This is a genomic window from Nonomuraea sp. NPDC049607, from assembly GCF_040675375.1.
Taxonomy (GTDB): Bacteria; Actinomycetota; Actinomycetes; order Streptosporangiales; family Streptosporangiaceae; genus Nonomuraea.
In genome coordinates this window covers 132368-148619 of sequence record NZ_JBFAOV010000004.1, presented here as the reverse complement: position 1 = coordinate 148619, position 16252 = coordinate 132368, and the positions used below count along the sequence as shown (strand labels likewise).

General features: G+C 71.7%; 16 protein-coding genes. 8 read left to right on the top strand and 8 right to left on the bottom strand.

Features of this window, described 5'->3' with window-relative positions; all coding sequences use genetic code 11:
- Positions 1–267 precede the first annotated feature (267 nt).
- Complete coding sequence (gene ppdK, locus AB0J97_RS10620; RefSeq protein ID WP_364086901.1) at positions 268–2904, bottom strand: pyruvate, phosphate dikinase; 2637 nt, start codon at positions 2902–2904, stop codon at positions 268–270.
- A gap of 410 nt (positions 2905–3314) precedes the next feature.
- Here ppdK and AB0J97_RS10615 point away from each other — a divergent pair, with 410 nt between their 5' ends.
- A complete protein-coding gene (locus tag AB0J97_RS10615; protein ID WP_364086899.1) occupies positions 3315–3758 on the top strand; it encodes a hypothetical protein in 444 nt (147 codons plus the stop codon).
- A gap of 107 nt (positions 3759–3865) precedes the next feature.
- Here AB0J97_RS10615 and AB0J97_RS10610 read toward each other — a convergent pair whose 3' ends face one another.
- Both AB0J97_RS10610 and AB0J97_RS10605 read right to left on the bottom strand, forming a co-directional pair.
- Complete coding sequence (locus tag AB0J97_RS10610) at positions 3866–5038, bottom strand: HAMP domain-containing sensor histidine kinase (protein WP_364086897.1); 1173 nt, start codon at positions 5036–5038, stop codon at positions 3866–3868.
- Positions 5035–5697, bottom strand: coding sequence for a response regulator transcription factor (locus tag AB0J97_RS10605; RefSeq protein WP_357693948.1), 663 nt, complete (start codon positions 5695–5697; stop codon positions 5035–5037). The genes AB0J97_RS10610 and AB0J97_RS10605 overlap by 4 nt, the downstream gene beginning before the upstream one ends.
- Before the next feature lie 181 nt (positions 5698–5878).
- Between AB0J97_RS10605 and AB0J97_RS10600 the strand changes: the two genes are divergently transcribed.
- Complete coding sequence (locus tag AB0J97_RS10600; protein ID WP_364086894.1) at positions 5879–6757, top strand: dienelactone hydrolase family protein; 879 nt, start codon at positions 5879–5881, stop codon at positions 6755–6757.
- A 68-nt stretch (positions 6758–6825) separates the two neighbouring features.
- On the opposite strand, the gene AB0J97_RS10595 is transcribed toward AB0J97_RS10600, so the two are convergent.
- Positions 6826–8211, bottom strand: a complete 1386-nt coding sequence (locus AB0J97_RS10595) for a glycine--tRNA ligase (RefSeq protein WP_357693950.1) — start codon at positions 8209–8211, stop codon at positions 6826–6828.
- A 94-nt stretch (positions 8212–8305) separates the two neighbouring features.
- Positions 8306–8593 (bottom strand): antibiotic biosynthesis monooxygenase, encoded by a 288-nt coding sequence (locus AB0J97_RS10590; protein ID WP_364086892.1) that lies wholly within the window; start codon positions 8591–8593, stop codon positions 8306–8308.
- A 57-nt stretch (positions 8594–8650) separates the two neighbouring features.
- Here AB0J97_RS10590 and AB0J97_RS10585 point away from each other — a divergent pair, with 57 nt between their 5' ends.
- From AB0J97_RS10585 to AB0J97_RS10565, 5 genes are all read left to right on the top strand, one after another.
- Entirely contained in the window at positions 8651–8995 is a 345-nt protein-coding gene (locus tag AB0J97_RS10585) for a DUF6703 family protein (RefSeq protein ID WP_357693954.1), read from the top strand.
- 76 nt (positions 8996–9071) lie between these two features.
- Positions 9072–9980 (top strand): zinc ABC transporter substrate-binding protein, encoded by a 909-nt coding sequence (locus AB0J97_RS10580; RefSeq protein ID WP_364086889.1) that lies wholly within the window; start codon positions 9072–9074, stop codon positions 9978–9980.
- Positions 9977–10741: a metal ABC transporter ATP-binding protein gene (locus AB0J97_RS10575; RefSeq protein WP_364086887.1), complete on the top strand. Its 765-nt coding sequence runs from the start codon at positions 9977–9979 to the stop codon at positions 10739–10741. Before AB0J97_RS10580 ends, AB0J97_RS10575 begins: the two co-directional genes overlap by 4 nt.
- On the top strand, positions 10738–11610 hold the full coding sequence (locus AB0J97_RS10570) for a metal ABC transporter permease (RefSeq protein WP_357693962.1): 873 nt from the start codon (positions 10738–10740) through the stop codon (positions 11608–11610). The genes AB0J97_RS10575 and AB0J97_RS10570 overlap by 4 nt, the downstream gene beginning before the upstream one ends.
- Positions 11607–11996, top strand: a complete 390-nt coding sequence (locus tag AB0J97_RS10565) for a transcriptional repressor (protein WP_357693965.1) — start codon at positions 11607–11609, stop codon at positions 11994–11996. Before AB0J97_RS10570 ends, AB0J97_RS10565 begins: the two co-directional genes overlap by 4 nt.
- On the opposite strand, the gene AB0J97_RS10560 is transcribed toward AB0J97_RS10565, so the two are convergent.
- Positions 11936–12853: a DMT family transporter gene (locus tag AB0J97_RS10560; RefSeq protein WP_364086884.1), complete on the bottom strand. Its 918-nt coding sequence runs from the start codon at positions 12851–12853 to the stop codon at positions 11936–11938. The two genes, AB0J97_RS10565 and AB0J97_RS10560, sit on opposite strands and share 61 nt — an antisense overlap.
- Before the next feature lie 91 nt (positions 12854–12944).
- Between AB0J97_RS10560 and AB0J97_RS10555 the strand changes: the two genes are divergently transcribed.
- Positions 12945–13472: a CGNR zinc finger domain-containing protein gene (locus AB0J97_RS10555; protein WP_357694645.1), complete on the top strand. Its 528-nt coding sequence runs from the start codon at positions 12945–12947 to the stop codon at positions 13470–13472.
- Positions 13473–13730: 258 nt separating this feature from the next.
- Here the strand turns inward: AB0J97_RS10555 and AB0J97_RS10550 are convergent, their stop codons facing one another.
- Together AB0J97_RS10550 and AB0J97_RS10545 are read right to left on the bottom strand one after the other, a co-directional pair.
- Positions 13731–15320: a polyketide antibiotic transporter gene (locus AB0J97_RS10550; RefSeq protein ID WP_364086880.1), complete on the bottom strand. Its 1590-nt coding sequence runs from the start codon at positions 15318–15320 to the stop codon at positions 13731–13733.
- A complete protein-coding gene (locus AB0J97_RS10545; RefSeq protein WP_364086878.1) occupies positions 15317–16225 on the bottom strand; it encodes an ABC transporter ATP-binding protein in 909 nt (302 codons plus the stop codon). The genes AB0J97_RS10550 and AB0J97_RS10545 overlap by 4 nt, the downstream gene beginning before the upstream one ends.
- Between the last annotated feature and the right edge of the window lie 27 nt (positions 16226–16252).

Below are 16252 nucleotides of genomic sequence, written 5' to 3'. Positions count from 1 at the left end.
TTTTGAGGTGATCTCCGGGTCTGTCGACAAGAAGTCAACAGATCCTCAACCGGCCGTTCCTAGGATCCGTCCCGAGGAGCGCTCCTCCAGGGAGCGCCTGCAGGGAGGGAACCCGTCGTGAACCTAGGCGTCCCGGAGATCATCATCGGCTTCGTGCTCTTCTTCCTCCTGATCGGGCTCGTGGTGTTCACCGCCGTGGTGCTGGCCAACCGGCGGCGCGGGTAGCGCGCGGGAGGCGGCCGGGGCCGGGCCCGGCCGCCGGGCGGGTCAGCGGGTGTCGGAGTCGGTGTCGGTCAGGGCGGCGCGGCCGGCCTCCAGCCGGGCCACCGGGATGCGGAACGGGGAGCAGGAGACGTAGTCGAGGCCGACCTCGTGGCAGAAGTGCACCGAGTCGGGGTCGCCGCCGTGCTCGCCGCAGATGCCCACGTGCAGGTCGGGACGGGCGGCGCGGCCCTCCTCGACGGCGATCCTGACCAGCCGGCCGACGCCGTCGCGGTCGAGGGTCTCGAACGGGCTGACGCCGAAGATGCCGAGCTCCAGGTAGCGCGAGAAGAACGCGGCCTCCACGTCGTCGCGGCTGAAGCCCCAGGTCATCTGGGTCAGGTCGTTCGTGCCGAAGGAGAAGAACTCGGCGGCCTCGGCGATCTGGCCCGCCGTCAGCGCCGCCCTCGGCACCTCGATCATCGTGCCGATCAGCGCCTCGACGCCGGTCTCCGCGAGGATCCCGGCCGCCTCCTCGCGTACGGACTCCAGCTCCTGGACGGCCGCCACCAGCGGGATCATGATCTCCGGACGCGCGCCCGGGACCTCGGCCGCGGCCTGGGCGATCGCCCGCACCTGCATGGCGAACAGCCCGGGGATCACCAGGCCGAGGCGCACACCGCGCAGGCCCAGCATCGGGTTCTGCTCGTGCAGCCGCTTGACGGCGGCCAGCAGCCTGCGGTCCTTGTCGGTCACGTCGGGCGAGGTGGCCACCTTGACCGCCAGGTCCACGAGGTCGGGCAGGAACTCGTGCAGAGGCGGGTCGATGAGCCGGATGGTGACGGGGTCGCCGCCCATGGCCTTGAAGATGCCGATGAAGTCGGCCTTCTGGAGGGGTTCGAGGGCGTCGAGCGCGGCCTGCCGCTCCTCGTCGCCGTCGGCCAGGACGAGGTCCTCCACGAGCCGGCGGCGCTCGCCGAGGAACATGTGCTCGGTGCGGCACAGGCCGATGCCCTGGGCGCCGAAGCGGCGGGCCCGCGCGGCGTCCTCGGGGGTGTCGGCGTTGGCGCGCACCCGCAGCCGGCGGACGGAGTCGGCGTGGGCCATGATCCGGTCCACGGCCCTGACCAGGTCGTCGTCCGGCTGCGCGCCCTCGAAGTACTCGACCACGGCCGAGTCCACGACCGGGACCTCGCCGAGGTAGACCTCGCCGGTGGTGCCGTCGATGGAAATGACGTCCCCCTCGGAGACGACCTCGCCGCCGGGCGCGGTGAACCTGCGCTCGGCGGTGGAGACGTCCAGCTCCTCGGCGCCGCACACGCACGTCTTGCCCATGCCGCGGGCGACCACGGCCGCGTGCGAGGTCTTGCCGCCGCGGCTGGTCAGGATGCCCTTGGCGGCGATCATGCCGGCCAGGTCGTCGGGGTTGGTCTCGCGGCGGACGAGGATGACGTCCTCGCCCCGGCCAGCCAGCTCGACGGCGCGCTCGGAGGAGAAGACGACCTTGCCGACGGCGGCGCCCGGCGAGGCGTTCATGCCCTTGGCGATCTTCTTCTTCTCGGCGCCGCCGTCGAAGCGGGGGAACATGAGCTGGGCGAGCTGGTCGCCGGTGACGCGGGTGACGGCCTCGTCCAGGGTGATCAGGCCCTGGTCGACGAGCTGGGTGGCGATGCAGAACGCGGCCGCGGCGGTGCGCTTGCCGACGCGGGTCTGGAGCATCCACAGCTTGCCGCGCTCGATCGTGAACTCGATGTCGCACAGGTCCTTGTAGTGGTTCTCCAGCGTCTCCATGATCTGCAGCAGCTCGTCGTAGGAGGGCTTGTCGAGGCGTTCGAGCTCTTGCAGCGGGATGGTGTTGCGGATGCCGGCGACGACGTCCTCGCCCTGGGCGTTCTGCAGGTAGTCGCCGTAGATGCCCTGCTGGCCGGAGCCGGGGTCGCGGGTAAAGGCGACGCCGGTGCCGGAGTCGTTGCCGACGTTGCCGAAGACCATGGCCACGATGTTGACGGCGGTGCCGAGATCGGCGGGGATGCGCTCCTGGCGGCGGTAGAGGATGGCGCGCGGGGCGTTCCAGGAGTCGAAGACCGCCATGACGGCCAGCCGCATCTGCTCGCGGGGGTCGGCGGGGAAGTCCTTGCCGGTCTGCTCCCGGACGATGCCCTTGTAGGTCTCCACGAGACCCTGCAGCTCGCCGGCGTCGAGGTCGGTGTCCTGGCGGCGGCCCTTCAGCTCGTCGAGCGCGTGCTCGAACAGCTCGCCGTCGAGGCCGAGGACGGTCTTGCCGAACATCTGGATCAGCCGCCGGTAGGAGTCCCAGGCGAAGCGGTCGTTGCCGCCCGCCTGCTTGGCCAGGCCGTGGACCGACTCGTCGTTGAGCCCGATGTTGAGGACCGTCTCCATCATGCCCGGCATGGAGAACTTCGCGCCCGACCGTACGCTGACCAGGAGGGGGTCGTCGGCCTGCCCGAGGCGGCGGCCCATCTGGGCCTCCAGGGCGTCCAGGTGCTCGGCGACCTCGCGCTCCAGGCCGTCGGGAAGAGCGCCTTCCGTCAGGTAGTGACGGCAGGCTTCAGTGGTGATCGTGAATCCGGGGGGGACGGGCAGCCCGAGATTCATCATCTCGGCGAGATTCGCGCCCTTTCCACCGAGAAGATCCTTGAGATTCCTGTTGCCCTCGGTGAAGTCGTAAACGTACTTGGCCACCACAGCTCCAATCCAACGCTTCTGTCCCGGACTCTACCGGCGAAATTGATGATGAAACTGCACTCCTCGGTTAAGTCATCGTTTATGCAGGTCAACCGCCTGGCACAGGTCTAATCCAATTACAGGTACCGCTACCCGATAAATTGGTTTATACCAATTGGTTTACACCAATTCTTGAGAAAGAGGAGCCGGGCCGCAGAATCGGATCACACCTGCGCCAGGAGGTCGCCACGGCCGTCTCCCGCCGAGCCCAAGCGTCGTGCAGGGCCCCGCCAAGGCCGCCGGTGGGCACGGTGACGCACCTGGGCGGCCCGGCCCGGCCCGGGGCGCCGGCGGCATGATCGCTCAACGTGACCCAGCTCGGCTCGTTCCGCGATATGGACGTGATCGGGACATGACACTCTGCTCGCATGCCCCGCACGACGCCACGAGGCCTGATGGCCGCCTGCCTGGCTTTGGCGCTGTCCGCCTGCGGCTCGGGAACGCCCGAGCCCGCCGCAGGGTCGCTGCTACCGGGGGCGGAGCAGCGACACGCGACCCAGCTCAGGCCTGGAGACTGCCTGGTGTCGATCCCCGACGACCTGATCGCGACGCTCGTCCCGTGCGGCAACCCGCACAGGGCCGAGTTCGGCATGATCTACGTCGTGCCGGAGGGTCCGTGGCCGGGCACCGAGCAGGCCAGGCGGCAGGCCAAGAGCTTCTGCGCGCCGCGGCTGCGGGTCAAGCAGGAACGGCTGAGCGACATCGAGGTGACCGCGCTGCCGCCGCTGGAGGCTGAGTGGCCGCGTCACCGCACGGCGTACTGCGTGGCGGTGGCCCGGCAGGGGCAGCTCGTCGGGCGCGTCCTGGAGTAGGCGCGAGGGCCTCGGGCGAGTCCTGGAGCAGGCGCGAGGGCCTCGGGCGAGTCCTGGAGCAGGCGCGAGGGCCTCGGGCGCGTTCTGGAGCAGGCGTGGGGGCCGGGTCACGCGGGGATCGGGTTGGTCTCGGGCGACGGGCCCGGCGCGCCGTCGCGCGGCGGCAGCCACAGCACGAACGTGGCCCCCTGCCGGGGCGCGGAGAACACCGCCACCCGCCCCCCGTGCGACTCCACGATCTGCCGGACGATGGCCAGGCCCAGGCCGGTGTGCCGGTCGCGCCTGCTGGCCTCGCCGCGCCAGAACCGGTCGAACACCCGCTCCTGCTCCGCCGCGCCGAGCCCGGGGCCGTCGTCCCTGACCGCGACCCACAACCAGCCGTCCGACCGGCCGGCCCCGACCCGGACGCGGCCGCCCGGCGGGGTCAGCCGCACCGCGTTGGACAGCAGGTTGGCCACGGCGCGGCGCAGCGCGTCCTGGTCGCCGGTCATCTCCAGGTCCCGGTCCAGCGCGCGGGTGATCGTCAGGCCGCGGGCGGCGGCCGGCGCCGCGTACTCCTCGCACGCCTCCCGCGCCACCCTGCCCAGGTCGAGGTCGGTGTCGGCGAACGCGGTCGCCTGCCGCCGGGCGCTGGCCAGCAGGTCCTCCACGAGCCTGGTCATGCGGGTGGTCGCCCGGTCCACGATCTGCACGGCCCTGGCCCGCTCCTCGTCGCTGGCCTCCGGCGAGGCGAGCACGGCGTCCACGTTGGCCCGGATGATCGTCAGGGGGCTGCGCAGCTCGTGCGAGGCGTCGTCGATGAGCCGGCGCTGCGCGCTGAACGCCTCCTCCAGCCGGTCGAGCATGGTGTCGATGGTGTCGGCCAGGTCCTTGAGCTCGTCGCGCGAGCCGCCCAGCCTGATCCGCCGGGTCAGGTCGGTCGCCTGGATCTCCTCCGTCGTACGCGTGATCGACCGCACCGGACGCAGCACCCGCCCCGACAGCACCCATCCGATGCCCAGGGACGCCAGGTAGAGCCCGGCCAGGGTGGCCAGCGAGTAGTCGCGCAGCGTGGCCAGCGTCCTGATGTTGACCTCGTTCTCGACCTCCTCGATGAAGACGACCTCCTGCTTGCCCACGTACTGGTTGCCGCGGTACGCCTTGGCGTACTCGGTCGAGTACGGGCGTTCCTCGGTGGTCTTGGAGACGGCCGCGTAGATGCCGCCGAGCACCAGGGCGGCCAGCACGAACAGCAGCCCCGAGTAGAGCACGGTGAGCCGGAAGCGGATGGTGTGGATCACGCCGGCTCCTTGAGCCGGTAGCCGCGGCTGATCACCGTCTCGATGAGGCCGTCCTCCTGGAGCTTGCGGCGCAGGTTGCCGACGGTGACCCGGACGGTGTTGGTGAACGGGTCGGCGTGCTCGTCCCAGACGTGTTCGAGCAGCTCCTCGGTGGAGACGACGTGACCGGGACGGGTCATCAGGTAGTGCAGCACGCCGTACTCCTTGGGGGTCAGGGCCAGGGAGCGGCCGTCGAGGGAGACCTCCATGCGGGCGGTGTCGATGCGCAGCCCGCCCACCTGGAGCACGGCGGTGCCGCCGGTGTCCCTGCGCAGCAGCGCCCGTACCCGGGCCAGCAGCTCGGGGAAGGCGAACGGCTTGACCAGGTAGTCGTCGGCGCCCTCGTCGAGGCCGCGTACCCGGTCGTCGAGGCGGTCGCGGGCGGTCACCATGATGATCCGCACGCCGCGGCCGGCGGCCCGTACCGAGCGGCAGAGCTGGAAGCCGTCGCCGCCGGGCAGGTTCAGGTCGAGCAGGACCAGGTCGTAGGTGTTGACCTCCAGCTTCTCGTGCGCCGACGGCGCGTCGTAGGCCACGTCCACCGCGTAGCCCGCCCGGACCAGACCCACCCGTAACGCGTCGACCAGGTCTTCCTCGTCCTCGACCACCAGCAGTCGCATGATCTTGACCCTAGTTCCGGATGGGGTGTCACGCCATGGGTCGGGTCGGCCTTCCCGGCCCGGCAACACTGCACCAAACACCCGCGAAAAACCACATAACTATCGTCTTTACACGATTTTTCGGTGTTGACAGTTAGATCTTTCGACCATGACGCCCTTCCAGCGATATTTGGCAGAAGAAGTGGCACTCGATCACGTTGAGGGCCTGATCTCGCGGCGCGAGGCCCTGCGCCGCCTGGGCCTTCTCGGGCTCGCCCTCCCCGCCGCCACTGCTCTCCTCGCCGCCTGCGGCGCCACCCCGGACACCGACCCGGCGAGCCCCCCGGGGCCACAGACGGCCTCGCCGCCCAGCGCGGCCTCCCCCGCGGGCCCGCCGCCGCTCCCCACGCAGGCGATCACGTTCCCCGGCCCTGACGGGACCACCTTGCGGGCCGCCTGGTCCCCGGCCGCCGCCCCCAAGGGCGCGGTGCTGGTCCTGCACGAGAACCGCGGCCTGACCGACCACATCCGCTCGGTCGCCGGCCGTCTGGCCGCGAGCGGCTACTCGGCCCTCGCGCCCGATCTGCTCTCCCGCGAGGGCGGCACGGCCGCGTTCGCCGACACCGCGCAGGTCACGGCCAAGCTGGGCGAGATCCCGCAGGAACGGTTCGTGGCCGACATGAAGGCGGCCGTCGGCGAGCTGCGGAACCGGGCCGAGGGCGTCCGGCTGGGCATGATCGGCTTCTGCTTCGGCGGCGGGATGACGTGGCTGCTGCTGTCGTCCGGGGAGGACCGGCTGGCCGCCGCCGCGCCCTTCTACGGCCCGCTGCCCGACGACGCCGATCTGACCGGCGCGCGGGCGTCCGTCCTGGCGATCTACGCCGAGCAGGACGACCGCGTCAACGCCACCAGGGACGCGGCCGAGACGGCGCTGACGAAGGCCGGGCTCACCCACGAGCTGGTGACCGTCCCGGGCGTCGGCCACGCCTTCTTCAACGACACCGGCGCCCGCTACGACGCGCGGGCCGCCTCGCAGGCCTACGACTACGTGCTGACCTGGTTCGGCCGCCACCTGTCCTGAACCGGCCGGGCCGTGAACGGCGAGCGCCGCCCGCGGCCGAAGCCGGGGCGGCGCTGGTGGTGCCGAGGTCAGTCGTTGAGGCGCTGACGCAGGTAGGAGTCGACCTGGTCGATGGCGATGCGCTCCTGGGCCATGCTGTCGCGCTCGCGGATCGTCACCGCGTGGTCTTCGAGGGTGTCGAAGTCGACGGTGATGCAGAACGGGGTGCCGATCTCGTCCTGGCGGCGGTAGCGGCGGCCGATCGCGCCCGCGTCGTCGAACTCGACGTTCCACCGCCTGCGCAGCTGCGCGGCCAGGTCGCGGGCCTTCGGCGACAGGTCGGCGTTGCGCGACAGCGGCAGCACCGCGGCCTTGACCGGCGCGAGCCGGTGGTCGAGCCGCAGCACCGTGCGCTTCTCCAGGACGCCCTTGGCGTTGGGCGCCTCGTCCTCGGTGTAGGCGTCGAGCAGGAAGGTCAGCGTGGCCCGGTCGACGCCGGCGGCCGGCTCGATGACGTAGGGGACGTAACGCTCACCGGTGTCCTGCTCGAAGAAGCTCAGGTCGACGCCCGACGCCTTGGAGTGGGCGGTGAGGTCGAAGTCGGTGCGGTTGGCGATGCCCTCCAGCTCGCCCCACTCCGAGCCCTGGAAGTTGAAGCGGTACTCGACGTCGACGGTGCGCTTGGCGTAGTGGGACAGCTTCTCCTGCGGGTGCTCGTACAGGCGCAGGTTGTCCTTGTTGATGCCCAGGTCGGAGTACCAGCGGAAGCGCTCGTCGATCCAGTACTGGTGCCACTCCTCGTCGGTGCCGGGCTTGACGAAGAACTCCATCTCCATCTGCTCGAACTCGCGGGTGCGGAAGATGAAGTTGCCCGGGGTGATCTCGTTGCGGAAGGACTTGCCGACCTGGCCGATGCCGAACGGGACCTTCTTGCGCGCCGACTGCTGCACGTTGAGGTAGTTGATGAAGATGCCCTGCGCGGTCTCCGGACGGAGGTAGGCCAGGCCCGACTCGTCCTCGACCGGGCCGAGGAAGGTCTTGAGCAGGCCGCTGAACTGCCGGGGCTCGGTGAAGGTGCCCTTGTTGCCGCAGTTGGGGCAGGTGACGTCGGCCAGGCCGTTGTCGGGCTCCTTGCCGTTCTTCTCCTCGTACGCCTCGACGAGATGGTCGGCGCGGAAACGCTTGTGGCACGACTGGCACTCGGTCAGCGGGTCGGTGAAGGTCTCGACGTGGCCGCTGGCCCGCCAGACCTCGGGGGCCAGGATGACGCAGGAGTCGAGGCCCACCACGTCGTCGCGCGACTGGACCATCGACAGCCACCACTGCCGCTTGACGTTGTTCTTCAGCTCGATGCCCAGAGGACCGTAGTCCCACGACGCGCGAAGTCCGCCGTAGATCTCGCTCGACGGGTAAACGAGCCCGCGGCGCTTGGCGAGGCTGACGATGGTGTCCATGACGTCGGTGCGTCGTGCCATTTTGGTTGCGTCTCTTTCCGGCTGGAGGTCGGCGAGTGAATTCGATGAGATCCCAGCTTAGGGGACGCTCACCCGGTCTCGCGCGCGAGTAACGCTACGCACCCTCTTGCGTGTACACGTCCTCGTACGCGCTGGGTTCGTTGACCATGAGGATCATCAACGGGTACATGACCATCCTGGAGGCCGACAGCGCCCTCCGGTAGAACCCCGCGCCCTCCCATTCGCTGATCAGCGCCCACAGATTGGGCTCGTCGACCGAACGGGCCAGCCGCCCGCGCTGGTAGCCCGGCTGGGCGGCGAAGGTGTCGAGGATGGCGTGGCCCTGCTTGAGGAAGTCCTGAGACTGGGACTCTGGCACGGTGTATCGGATCACGGCGAGCACCAGCCCAGCCTAGAGGTGCGCACCCTGCTGTCACGCGAACTCCCATAGGCTCTCGACGTGGCCTCCAAAAACAAGCGCCCGCTGCCCCAGGGCGAGCAGTTCTTCACGCCGGGCGCGAGCGGCGTCCGCAAGGCCGTCGAGCGGCGCAGCGCGATCCCGATGACGTTCCTGTTCACGCAGGTGCCCAGGTGGGCGACGCCCGCCGTGCTGGTGATCCTGCTGCTGGCCGCCTTCGCGGTGGGCAACTGGCTGGGCGGCGTGGCGGCGCTGGCGGCGCTGGCGTTCGTCGGCTGGCTGGCGTACCTGTCGTGGCCGTCGCTGGGCGTCGGCGGGCGGCTGCTGCGGGTCGCGATGGTGGTCTTCCTGGCGATCCTGGCGGCTGACCGGTTTGGGGCGTTCTAGTCCGGCCCGCCGGAGATTTTGACAATCATTTTCATTTTCCTCCATACTTGAGGGCGTGATGTCCCGTACGCCCCCAATGCGCGCCGTAACCTTCCTCGCCGGAGCAGCCCTGTTGGCCACGTCCGCCTGCGGCGCCGGGTCGGCGGAGACCGCCGCGGACGGCAGGCCCGAAGTGATCGCCGCCTTCTACCCGCTCCAGTGGCTCACGGAGCAGGTGGCCGGGCCCGACGCGAACGTGACCGTCCTGACCGCGCCCGGCGTCGAGCCGCACGACCTGGAGCTGGGCATCCAGCAGATGACCAAGCTCCAGGACGCCGCGCTCACGGTCTACGTCAAGGGCGTGCAGCCCGCCGTCGACGACGCCGTCTCCGGCGACACGGCCTTCGACGCCGCCGCCGTCGTCACGACGATCCCGGCGGGCGGGCACGCCGATGAGGAGGGGCACACGGAGGAGCACGCAGCGGAGCACGGCGTCTCCTACGACCCGCACATCTGGCTCGACCCGTCCCGGCTGGCCACGGTCGCCGGCAAGCTGGGCGAGCGCCTGGCCGCCGCCGACCCCGACCACGCGCAGGCGTACGAGGACCGCGCCGCCAAGGCGGCGGGCGTGCTGGGCGGCCTCGACCAGGAGTTCGCCAAGGGCCTGGCCGGCTGCGCGGGAAAGACCCTGATCACCGCGCACGAGGCGTTCGGCTACCTGGCCGACCGCTACAAGCTCAAGCAGGTGGGCATCACGCTCGACCCCGAGACCGAGCCGTCGCCGAAGCGCCTGTCGGAGGTGGCCGCGCTGGCCAGGTCCGAGGGCGCCACCACGATCTTCACCGAGTCCCTGGTCAGCCCGAAGGTGGCCGAGGTGCTGGCCGGCGAGGTCGGCGCGAAGACGGCCGTGCTCGACCCGCTGGAGAGCAAGCCCGCCGGCGACTACCTGACGGCCATGCGCGGCAACCTGGAGACCCTCCGGACGGCGCTGGGGTGTGCGGCATGAGCGAGACGGCCTTCGCGATGACCGACGGCCGGGTCGGCTTCGACGGCCGGCAGATCCTGCGCGGCATCGACCTGACCGTCCGTCCCGGCGAGGTCGTGGCGCTCCTGGGCGCCAACGGCTCGGGCAAGTCCACCCTGGTCCGCGCGCTGCTCGGCCTCACCCCGCTGTCCGGCGGCCGGACCCTCCTGTACGGCTCCCCGCCCGCCAGGTTCCGCGACTGGTGGCGCATCGGCTACGTGCCCCAGCGCCTCCAGGTCGGCGGCGGCGTGCCCGCCACGGTCCGCGAGGTCGTGGCCTCGGGCCGCGTCGCCCGGCAGAGCCGGCTGCGCAGGACCAGCGCGGCCGACCGGGCGGCGGTCGCCCACGCCCTGGACGCGGTCGACCTGACCGGCCGGGCCGGCGACCCCGTGCAGTCGCTCTCGGGCGGCCAGCAGCAGCGCGTGCTCATCGCCCGCGCCCTGGCCGGCGAGCCCGACACGTACGTGATGGACGAGCCCACCGCGGGCGTGGACGCCGAGACCCAGCGACTCCTGGCCGGCACGCTGACGGGCCTGGTCCGCGACGGCAAGACGATCGTCCTGGTCGCCCACGAGCTGGGCCCGCTGGAGCCGCTGATCACGCGCGGCGTCGTGGTCCGGGAGGGCCGCGTCGCGCACGACGGCGAGCCGCCGCGGACCGGCGGCGAGCACGCCGGGCCGGGACACGAGCACCGACATCCGCACGCCGGACCGCCGACCGGACGGCAGGGAGAACCACGATGATCGAGCTTCTGCAGGAGAACCTCTTCCAGCTCGCGCTGATCGCCGCGCTGCTGGTGGGGCTGTGCGCGCCCGCGGTGGGCACGTTCATCGTGCAGCGCAGGCTGTCGCTGCTCGGCGACGGCATCGGGCACGTCGCGCTGACCGGCGTGGCGCTGGGCTTCCTGACCGGCACGGCGCCGGTGCTGACGGCCGTGGTCGTCTCCGTGCTGGGCGCGGTGGCGATCGAGCTGGTCAGGGCCCGGGGCCGGACCAGCGGCGACGTCGCGCTCGCCCTGCTGTTCTACGGCGGCATCGCGGGCGGCGTCATGCTCATGGGCATCGCGCCCGGCGGCAGCAACGCCAAGCTCAACTCCTACCTGTTCGGCGCCATCGCCAGCGTCACCCAGCAGGACATCTGGATCATCGGCGCGCTGGCCGTGGCGGTGATCGGCGTGGTCGTCGTCTTCGGCAGGGAGCTGTTCGTGCTCTGCCAGGACGAGGAGATGGCCAGGGCCAGCGGCCTGCCGGTGCGCTTCCTCAGCCTGCTGATCGCGGTCACCGCCGCGCTCACCGTGGTCATCGCCATGCGGGTGGTCGGCCTGCTGCTGGTCAGCGCGCTGATGGTGATCCCGGTGGCCACGAGCCAGCAGCTCACCCGGGGTTTCCGGGCCACGATGGGGCTGGCGATGCTGTTCGGCGTGCTCGCCTCGGTGGGCGGGCTGCTCGCCTCGACGATGTCGTCGCGGGTGCCTCCGGGCGCGGCGATCGTGCTTCTCGCCCTCGCCGGCTTCGTCCTGGCCCTCGCTGTCGGTAAATTCGTACGGCGAGGCCGTATCCAGGAGTCCCCAGTGAGCCGGCGACCACAAGTCCGTGTCGAGGAGGTCGCATGACGACGAGGCGCGATGCCGTGCACGACACCCTTCGCGGGAGCGAGGGGTTCCGCAGCGCCCAGGACGTCTATGCCGAGATGCGCCTGCACGGCGCCAAGATCGGTCTGACCACCGTCTACCGGGCGCTGCAGGCGCTGGCCGACTGCGGCCAGGTCGACGTGCTGCGCACCGACGAGGGCGAGTCGGTCTACCGCGCGTGCGCCAGCGACGACCATCACCATCACCTGGTGTGCCGTCGTTGCGGCCACACGGTCGAGGTGGCCGGGCCGGCCGTCGAGCGCTGGGCCGAGGCGGTGGGCAGCGACCACGGCTTCACCGAGATCACTCACACGGTCGAGGTCTTCGGCACCTGCTCGTCCTGCTCGGCGCCGGCCCGGGTGGGCTGAGGGCCGCGGGAGCCGTACAGGACGCCGAGCACGACCGCGGCGCATCCGGCCAGTTGCAGCGCCGAGGGCCGCTCCCCCAGCGTGAGGGTGGAGACGACGACGGTGGTCATCGGCTGCACGAGCAGCAGCAGCGCGGTGAGCGCCGCGGGCTGCCTGGGCAGCGAGTACGTGATCAGCAGCCACCCCACCACCTGCGGCCCCAGGGCGAGCAGCAGCAGCCACCCGTGCGCCGGCCATTCCGGCGCCAGGTCGGCCCCGCCGAACAGCGGGCTGAGCGCCGCGATCAGCACGGTGGCCACGACGGTCGCCTGCGCCAGCGGACCCGCCGTCCGTCCCGGGCCGGCCTTCATGAGCAGCAGGTACGCGGCGTACACGACCGAGGTCGCCATCCCGGTGGCCGCCCCCATGACGGGGTCGAGCCCGTACGCCGCGCCGTCGAACACGCCGGAGATCAGCACGACCCCGCCGAAGACGATCGGCGTGCTCGCCATGAGCCGGTTGGAGGGGCGCTCGCGGAAGATGCCCCAGGCGGCGAAGGCCACGATGAACACCTGAAGGTTGCCCAGCACGGTCGCCAGGCCCGCGCCGACCCACTTGATCGACTGGTGCCAGAACAGCAGGTCGAGCGAGAACAGCGCGCCCGCGGCCCAGGCCCGCCACGCGCTCTTCCAAGGCAGGGGCCCCAGCTTCCGCCGTTCGAGCCAGGCGAGCAGGAGCATGGGCGGCACCGCGTACGCGCAGCGGAACAACGCCGACGTCGCGGGCGACACCCCAGACAGGCGCACCAGCGGCGCGGAGGTGGAGATGATCAGTGCTCCGGCGATCGCGATCAGGACGATACGCCGATATGCACTCATGGAAACCCCCCGAGCCCCATGGGAGAGATACGCTGCGACCACGCTAGAACCGGCCCCGACAGGAGTCAACATGCCGTTTGGCCATGACATGGTGCATTCTTTGGCGACCGTTGTCGACCTGGTCAACACCTCGCCGTCCACCGGCGGCGATGACGACCTGGCCAGCCTGGCCGAGTTGCAAACCTTCGTGGAGTCCCGGCAGATCAGCGGCATCGGCGCGCTGACGGCCCGCGACCTCGGCCAGGTCCGCATGGTGCGCGAGGCGTTCCACCGGGTGTTCACGGCCTCCGACGTGGCCAGCGCCGTGCGCACCCTCAACGCGCTGCTCGCCGAGACGCGCATCACGCCCAGGCTGACCGAGCACGACGGCCATCCGCTGCACGTCCACTATTTCGCCACCGACGCCACGCTGGCCGAGCACATGGCCGCCGACTGCGGCGTGGCGCTGGCGCACCTGCTGGTGGAGGGCGAGATGGAACGCCTGCGCACGTGCTCGGCCCCCGACTGCGACCGCGTGTTCGTGGACGAGTCCCGCAACCGCTCACGGGTCTACTGCGACAGCCGCACCTGCGGCAACCGCATGCACGTCGCCGCCTACCGCGCCCGCCGGCGCGCCTGACCGTCCCCGATCACGCGAACCGCCCGCCCCCGCGATGACCGGGGGCGGGCGGCAGCCGCGCCGGATTCAGGGCGCTTCGCTGGACGTCTGCCACCACGGCGGCTTGGCGGTGGCGAAGACGTCGGAGCAGTTGCACGAGCCGCAACCTGGGATCATCGGCCCTCCTTCTTCGTGGGGGAACGGGTTGTACCCGCCTTCACCCGCTCTCAGCCTGACCCGCGTGACAGAATTCCCAATCCCGCCGCCGAGCCACGTTCCTCAGCCGACGTCGCGCCGCCGCAGGGCGAACAGCCCGCCGGCCGTGAGCGCGGCCGTCAGGGCGAGCAGCGTCAGCTCGGGCGCCGTGCCGAACGCCTGCCCCGCCATGATGTTCGGCAGGTAGTGGAACGGCTCGAACGGCGTGCCGCCCCACACCCCGTAGAAGGGGGCGACGACCTGGCCGAGCAGGGCGGTCAGGACCCAGGCCGCCCAGCACAGCGGCACGCTCGCCCGGGGCAGCAGCCCGTAGGCCGTCAGGCAGACCGCGCCGACGCACCAGGCCGCCGGAGCCTGGCTGAGCGCGGCGGCCAGGAAGCGCGGCGCGGTGCCGGCGAGGTCGCCGAGGAGCGCGGCGTACACGGCACTGAAGACGAGGGCGGCCAGCGCCAGCAGCGCGACCGTGCCGAGCGCGGCCACCGCCAGGTGCCCGGCCGCCCAGCGGACCCGGGTCAGGGGCGTGGACTGCACGTGGTCGGCGCGGCCCGAGGTCTCCTCGGCGCGCAGCCGCATGATCATGAGCACCGGGTAGAGCGCGATGCCGTAGGCGAGGATCAGCAGGTAGTACCACATGTACCCGTCGAGGGCGTCGGCCGCCGGGACGCCGAGCAGGGTCGTGATGTTGGTGACCACGACGCTCGGGCGGGCCAGGACGTCCTTGGCCAGCGGGCCCATCGCGCCGCCCACCGCCGCGAACGCCGCCGTCCCGGCCGCCCACTTCAGCAGCAGGCCGCGGTGCAGCCGCCAGGCCAGCGAGACCGGGCCGCGCAGCCCGGGGGCCTCCTCCTTGCCCGGACGTTCCGGCAGCAGGCCCGAGCCGAGGTCGCGGCGGCCGAGGAGCGCGTACGCCACCGCGCACAGCGCACCGGCGGCCAGCGTGGACACGCCGAGCAGCCACCACCGCTCGTCCCGGTAGGCGTCCACCAGGTGGCTCCAGCCGAGCGGTGACAGGGCCTTGAGCCAGGGCCGGTCGCTCGCGTCGGCGGCGTAGCGCAGGACGTAGGCGAGGCCGAGGGCGTACAGGCCGATGACCGTGGCGGTACGGGCGTCGCGCGCCAGTTGCGCGGCGACGGCGGCGACGCCCGCGAACACCCAGCCCGCCACCACGACGGCGGCGCCGTAGGCGAGCGTGCCGACGGGTTCGAGGCCGGCGGCGAGCAGGGCGGCGGCGGTCAGCGCCCCGCCGGTCAGGCTGGTCGCCCCGGCGACCAGCAGGGCCGCGCCGAGCGGCGCTCGGCGGCCGACCACGCCCGCGCGCACCAGTTCGGTCCGGCCCGCGTCCTCCTCCCTGCGGGTGTGCCGCACGACGGTCATCAGGGCGGCGAACGCGTTGATCACGTAGAGAAAGCCGCCGCTGCGCCAGGTCGCCAGCACCTCCAGGCGCGGTTCGACGACCCCACCGCCGAGCGCCCGGAAGAAGGCGTAACGGCGGACGACGTCGGTGTAGGCGAGCTTCAGCTCGTAGGTGCCCATGTTCCGGTTGATGTAGCCGACCATCGCCAGGCTCAGGGCCACGAGCAGCAGGAACCACCAGGGGGCGACGGCACGCTCGCGGCGCAGCGCCAGGCGGACGAGCGTCCCGGTGCCGCTCATCGCACGGCCTCCGCCCGCCGACCGCCCTCGTAGTGGCGCAGGAACAGCTCCTCCAGCGTGGGCGGGCGGCTGTCCAGGGTGCGCACGCCCGCCGCGGTCAGGCTGCGCAGCGCCGCGCCGAGCGCGTCCGCGTCCACGTCGAACCGCACCCGGCCGTCCTCCGCGCGCAGGTCGTGCACGCCGGGCAGCCCGGCCAGCCCTTCGGCGGGCCGGTCGAGCTCGGCGTGGACGGTGGTACGGGTCAGGTGGCGCAGGCCGGCCAGGGTGCCGCTCTCGACCGCGCGCCCGTCGCGGATGATCGTGACCCGGTCGCACAGGGCCTCGACCTCGGACAGGACGTGGCTGGACAGCAGCACGGTACGGTCGCCGCGCCGCCGCTCCTCCCTGACGATCTCCCGGAACGTCTCCTCCATGAGCGGGTCGAGCCCGGAGGTCGGCTCGTCGAGCAGCAGCAGCTCGGCGTCGGAGGCGAGCGCCGCGACCAGCGCGACCTTCTGCCGGTTGCCCTTGGAGTAGGCCCGGCCCTTCTTGCGCGGGTCGAGGCCGAACCGGTCGAGCAGGTCGTTCCTGCGCCCGCGGTCGAGGCCGCCGCGCAGCCGGCCCAGCAGGTCGATGACCTCGCCGCCGGACAGGTCGGGCCAGAGCGTGACGTCGCCCGGCACGTACGCCAGGCGGCGGTGCAGCTCGGCGGCCTCGCGCCAGGGGTCGCCGCCGAGCAGGCGGACACTGCCCGCGTCGGCCCGCGCGAGGCCGAGCAGGATGCGGATCGTGGTGCTCTTGCCCGCGCCGTTGGGGCCCAGGAAACCGTGCACCTCGCCGGTGCGCACGGTCAGGTCGAGGCCGTCGAGGGCCCTGGTCCGGCCGTACGCCTTGACGAGTCCGGCCACCGAGATGGCGTCGCTCATGATCTGCCTCATGACTATTCGCTCGTA

Excerpts from the sequence above, each read along its gene's own strand:
- AB0J97_RS10615 (WP_364086899.1), top strand. The coding sequence starts at position 3,315 with ATGCCCCGCACGACGCCACGAGGCCTGATGGCCGCCTGCCTGGCTTTG.
- AB0J97_RS10605 (WP_357693948.1), bottom strand. The coding sequence starts at position 5,697 with ATGCGACTGCTGGTGGTCGAGGACGAGGAAGACCTGGTCGACGCGTTA.
- AB0J97_RS10595 (WP_357693950.1), bottom strand. The coding sequence starts at position 8,211 with ATGGCACGACGCACCGACGTCATGGACACCATCGTCAGCCTCGCCAAG.
- AB0J97_RS10580 (WP_364086889.1), top strand. The coding sequence starts at position 9,072 with ATGCGCGCCGTAACCTTCCTCGCCGGAGCAGCCCTGTTGGCCACGTCC.
- AB0J97_RS10575 (WP_364086887.1), top strand. The coding sequence starts at position 9,977 with ATGAGCGAGACGGCCTTCGCGATGACCGACGGCCGGGTCGGCTTCGAC.
- AB0J97_RS10570 (WP_357693962.1), top strand. The coding sequence starts at position 10,738 with ATGATCGAGCTTCTGCAGGAGAACCTCTTCCAGCTCGCGCTGATCGCC.
- AB0J97_RS10565 (WP_357693965.1), top strand. The coding sequence starts at position 11,607 with ATGACGACGAGGCGCGATGCCGTGCACGACACCCTTCGCGGGAGCGAG.
- AB0J97_RS10560 (WP_364086884.1), bottom strand. The coding sequence starts at position 12,853 with ATGAGTGCATATCGGCGTATCGTCCTGATCGCGATCGCCGGAGCACTG.
- AB0J97_RS10550 (WP_364086880.1), bottom strand. The coding sequence starts at position 15,320 with ATGAGCGGCACCGGGACGCTCGTCCGCCTGGCGCTGCGCCGCGAGCGT.
- AB0J97_RS10545 (WP_364086878.1), bottom strand. The coding sequence starts at position 16,225 with ATGAGCGACGCCATCTCGGTGGCCGGACTCGTCAAGGCGTACGGCCGG.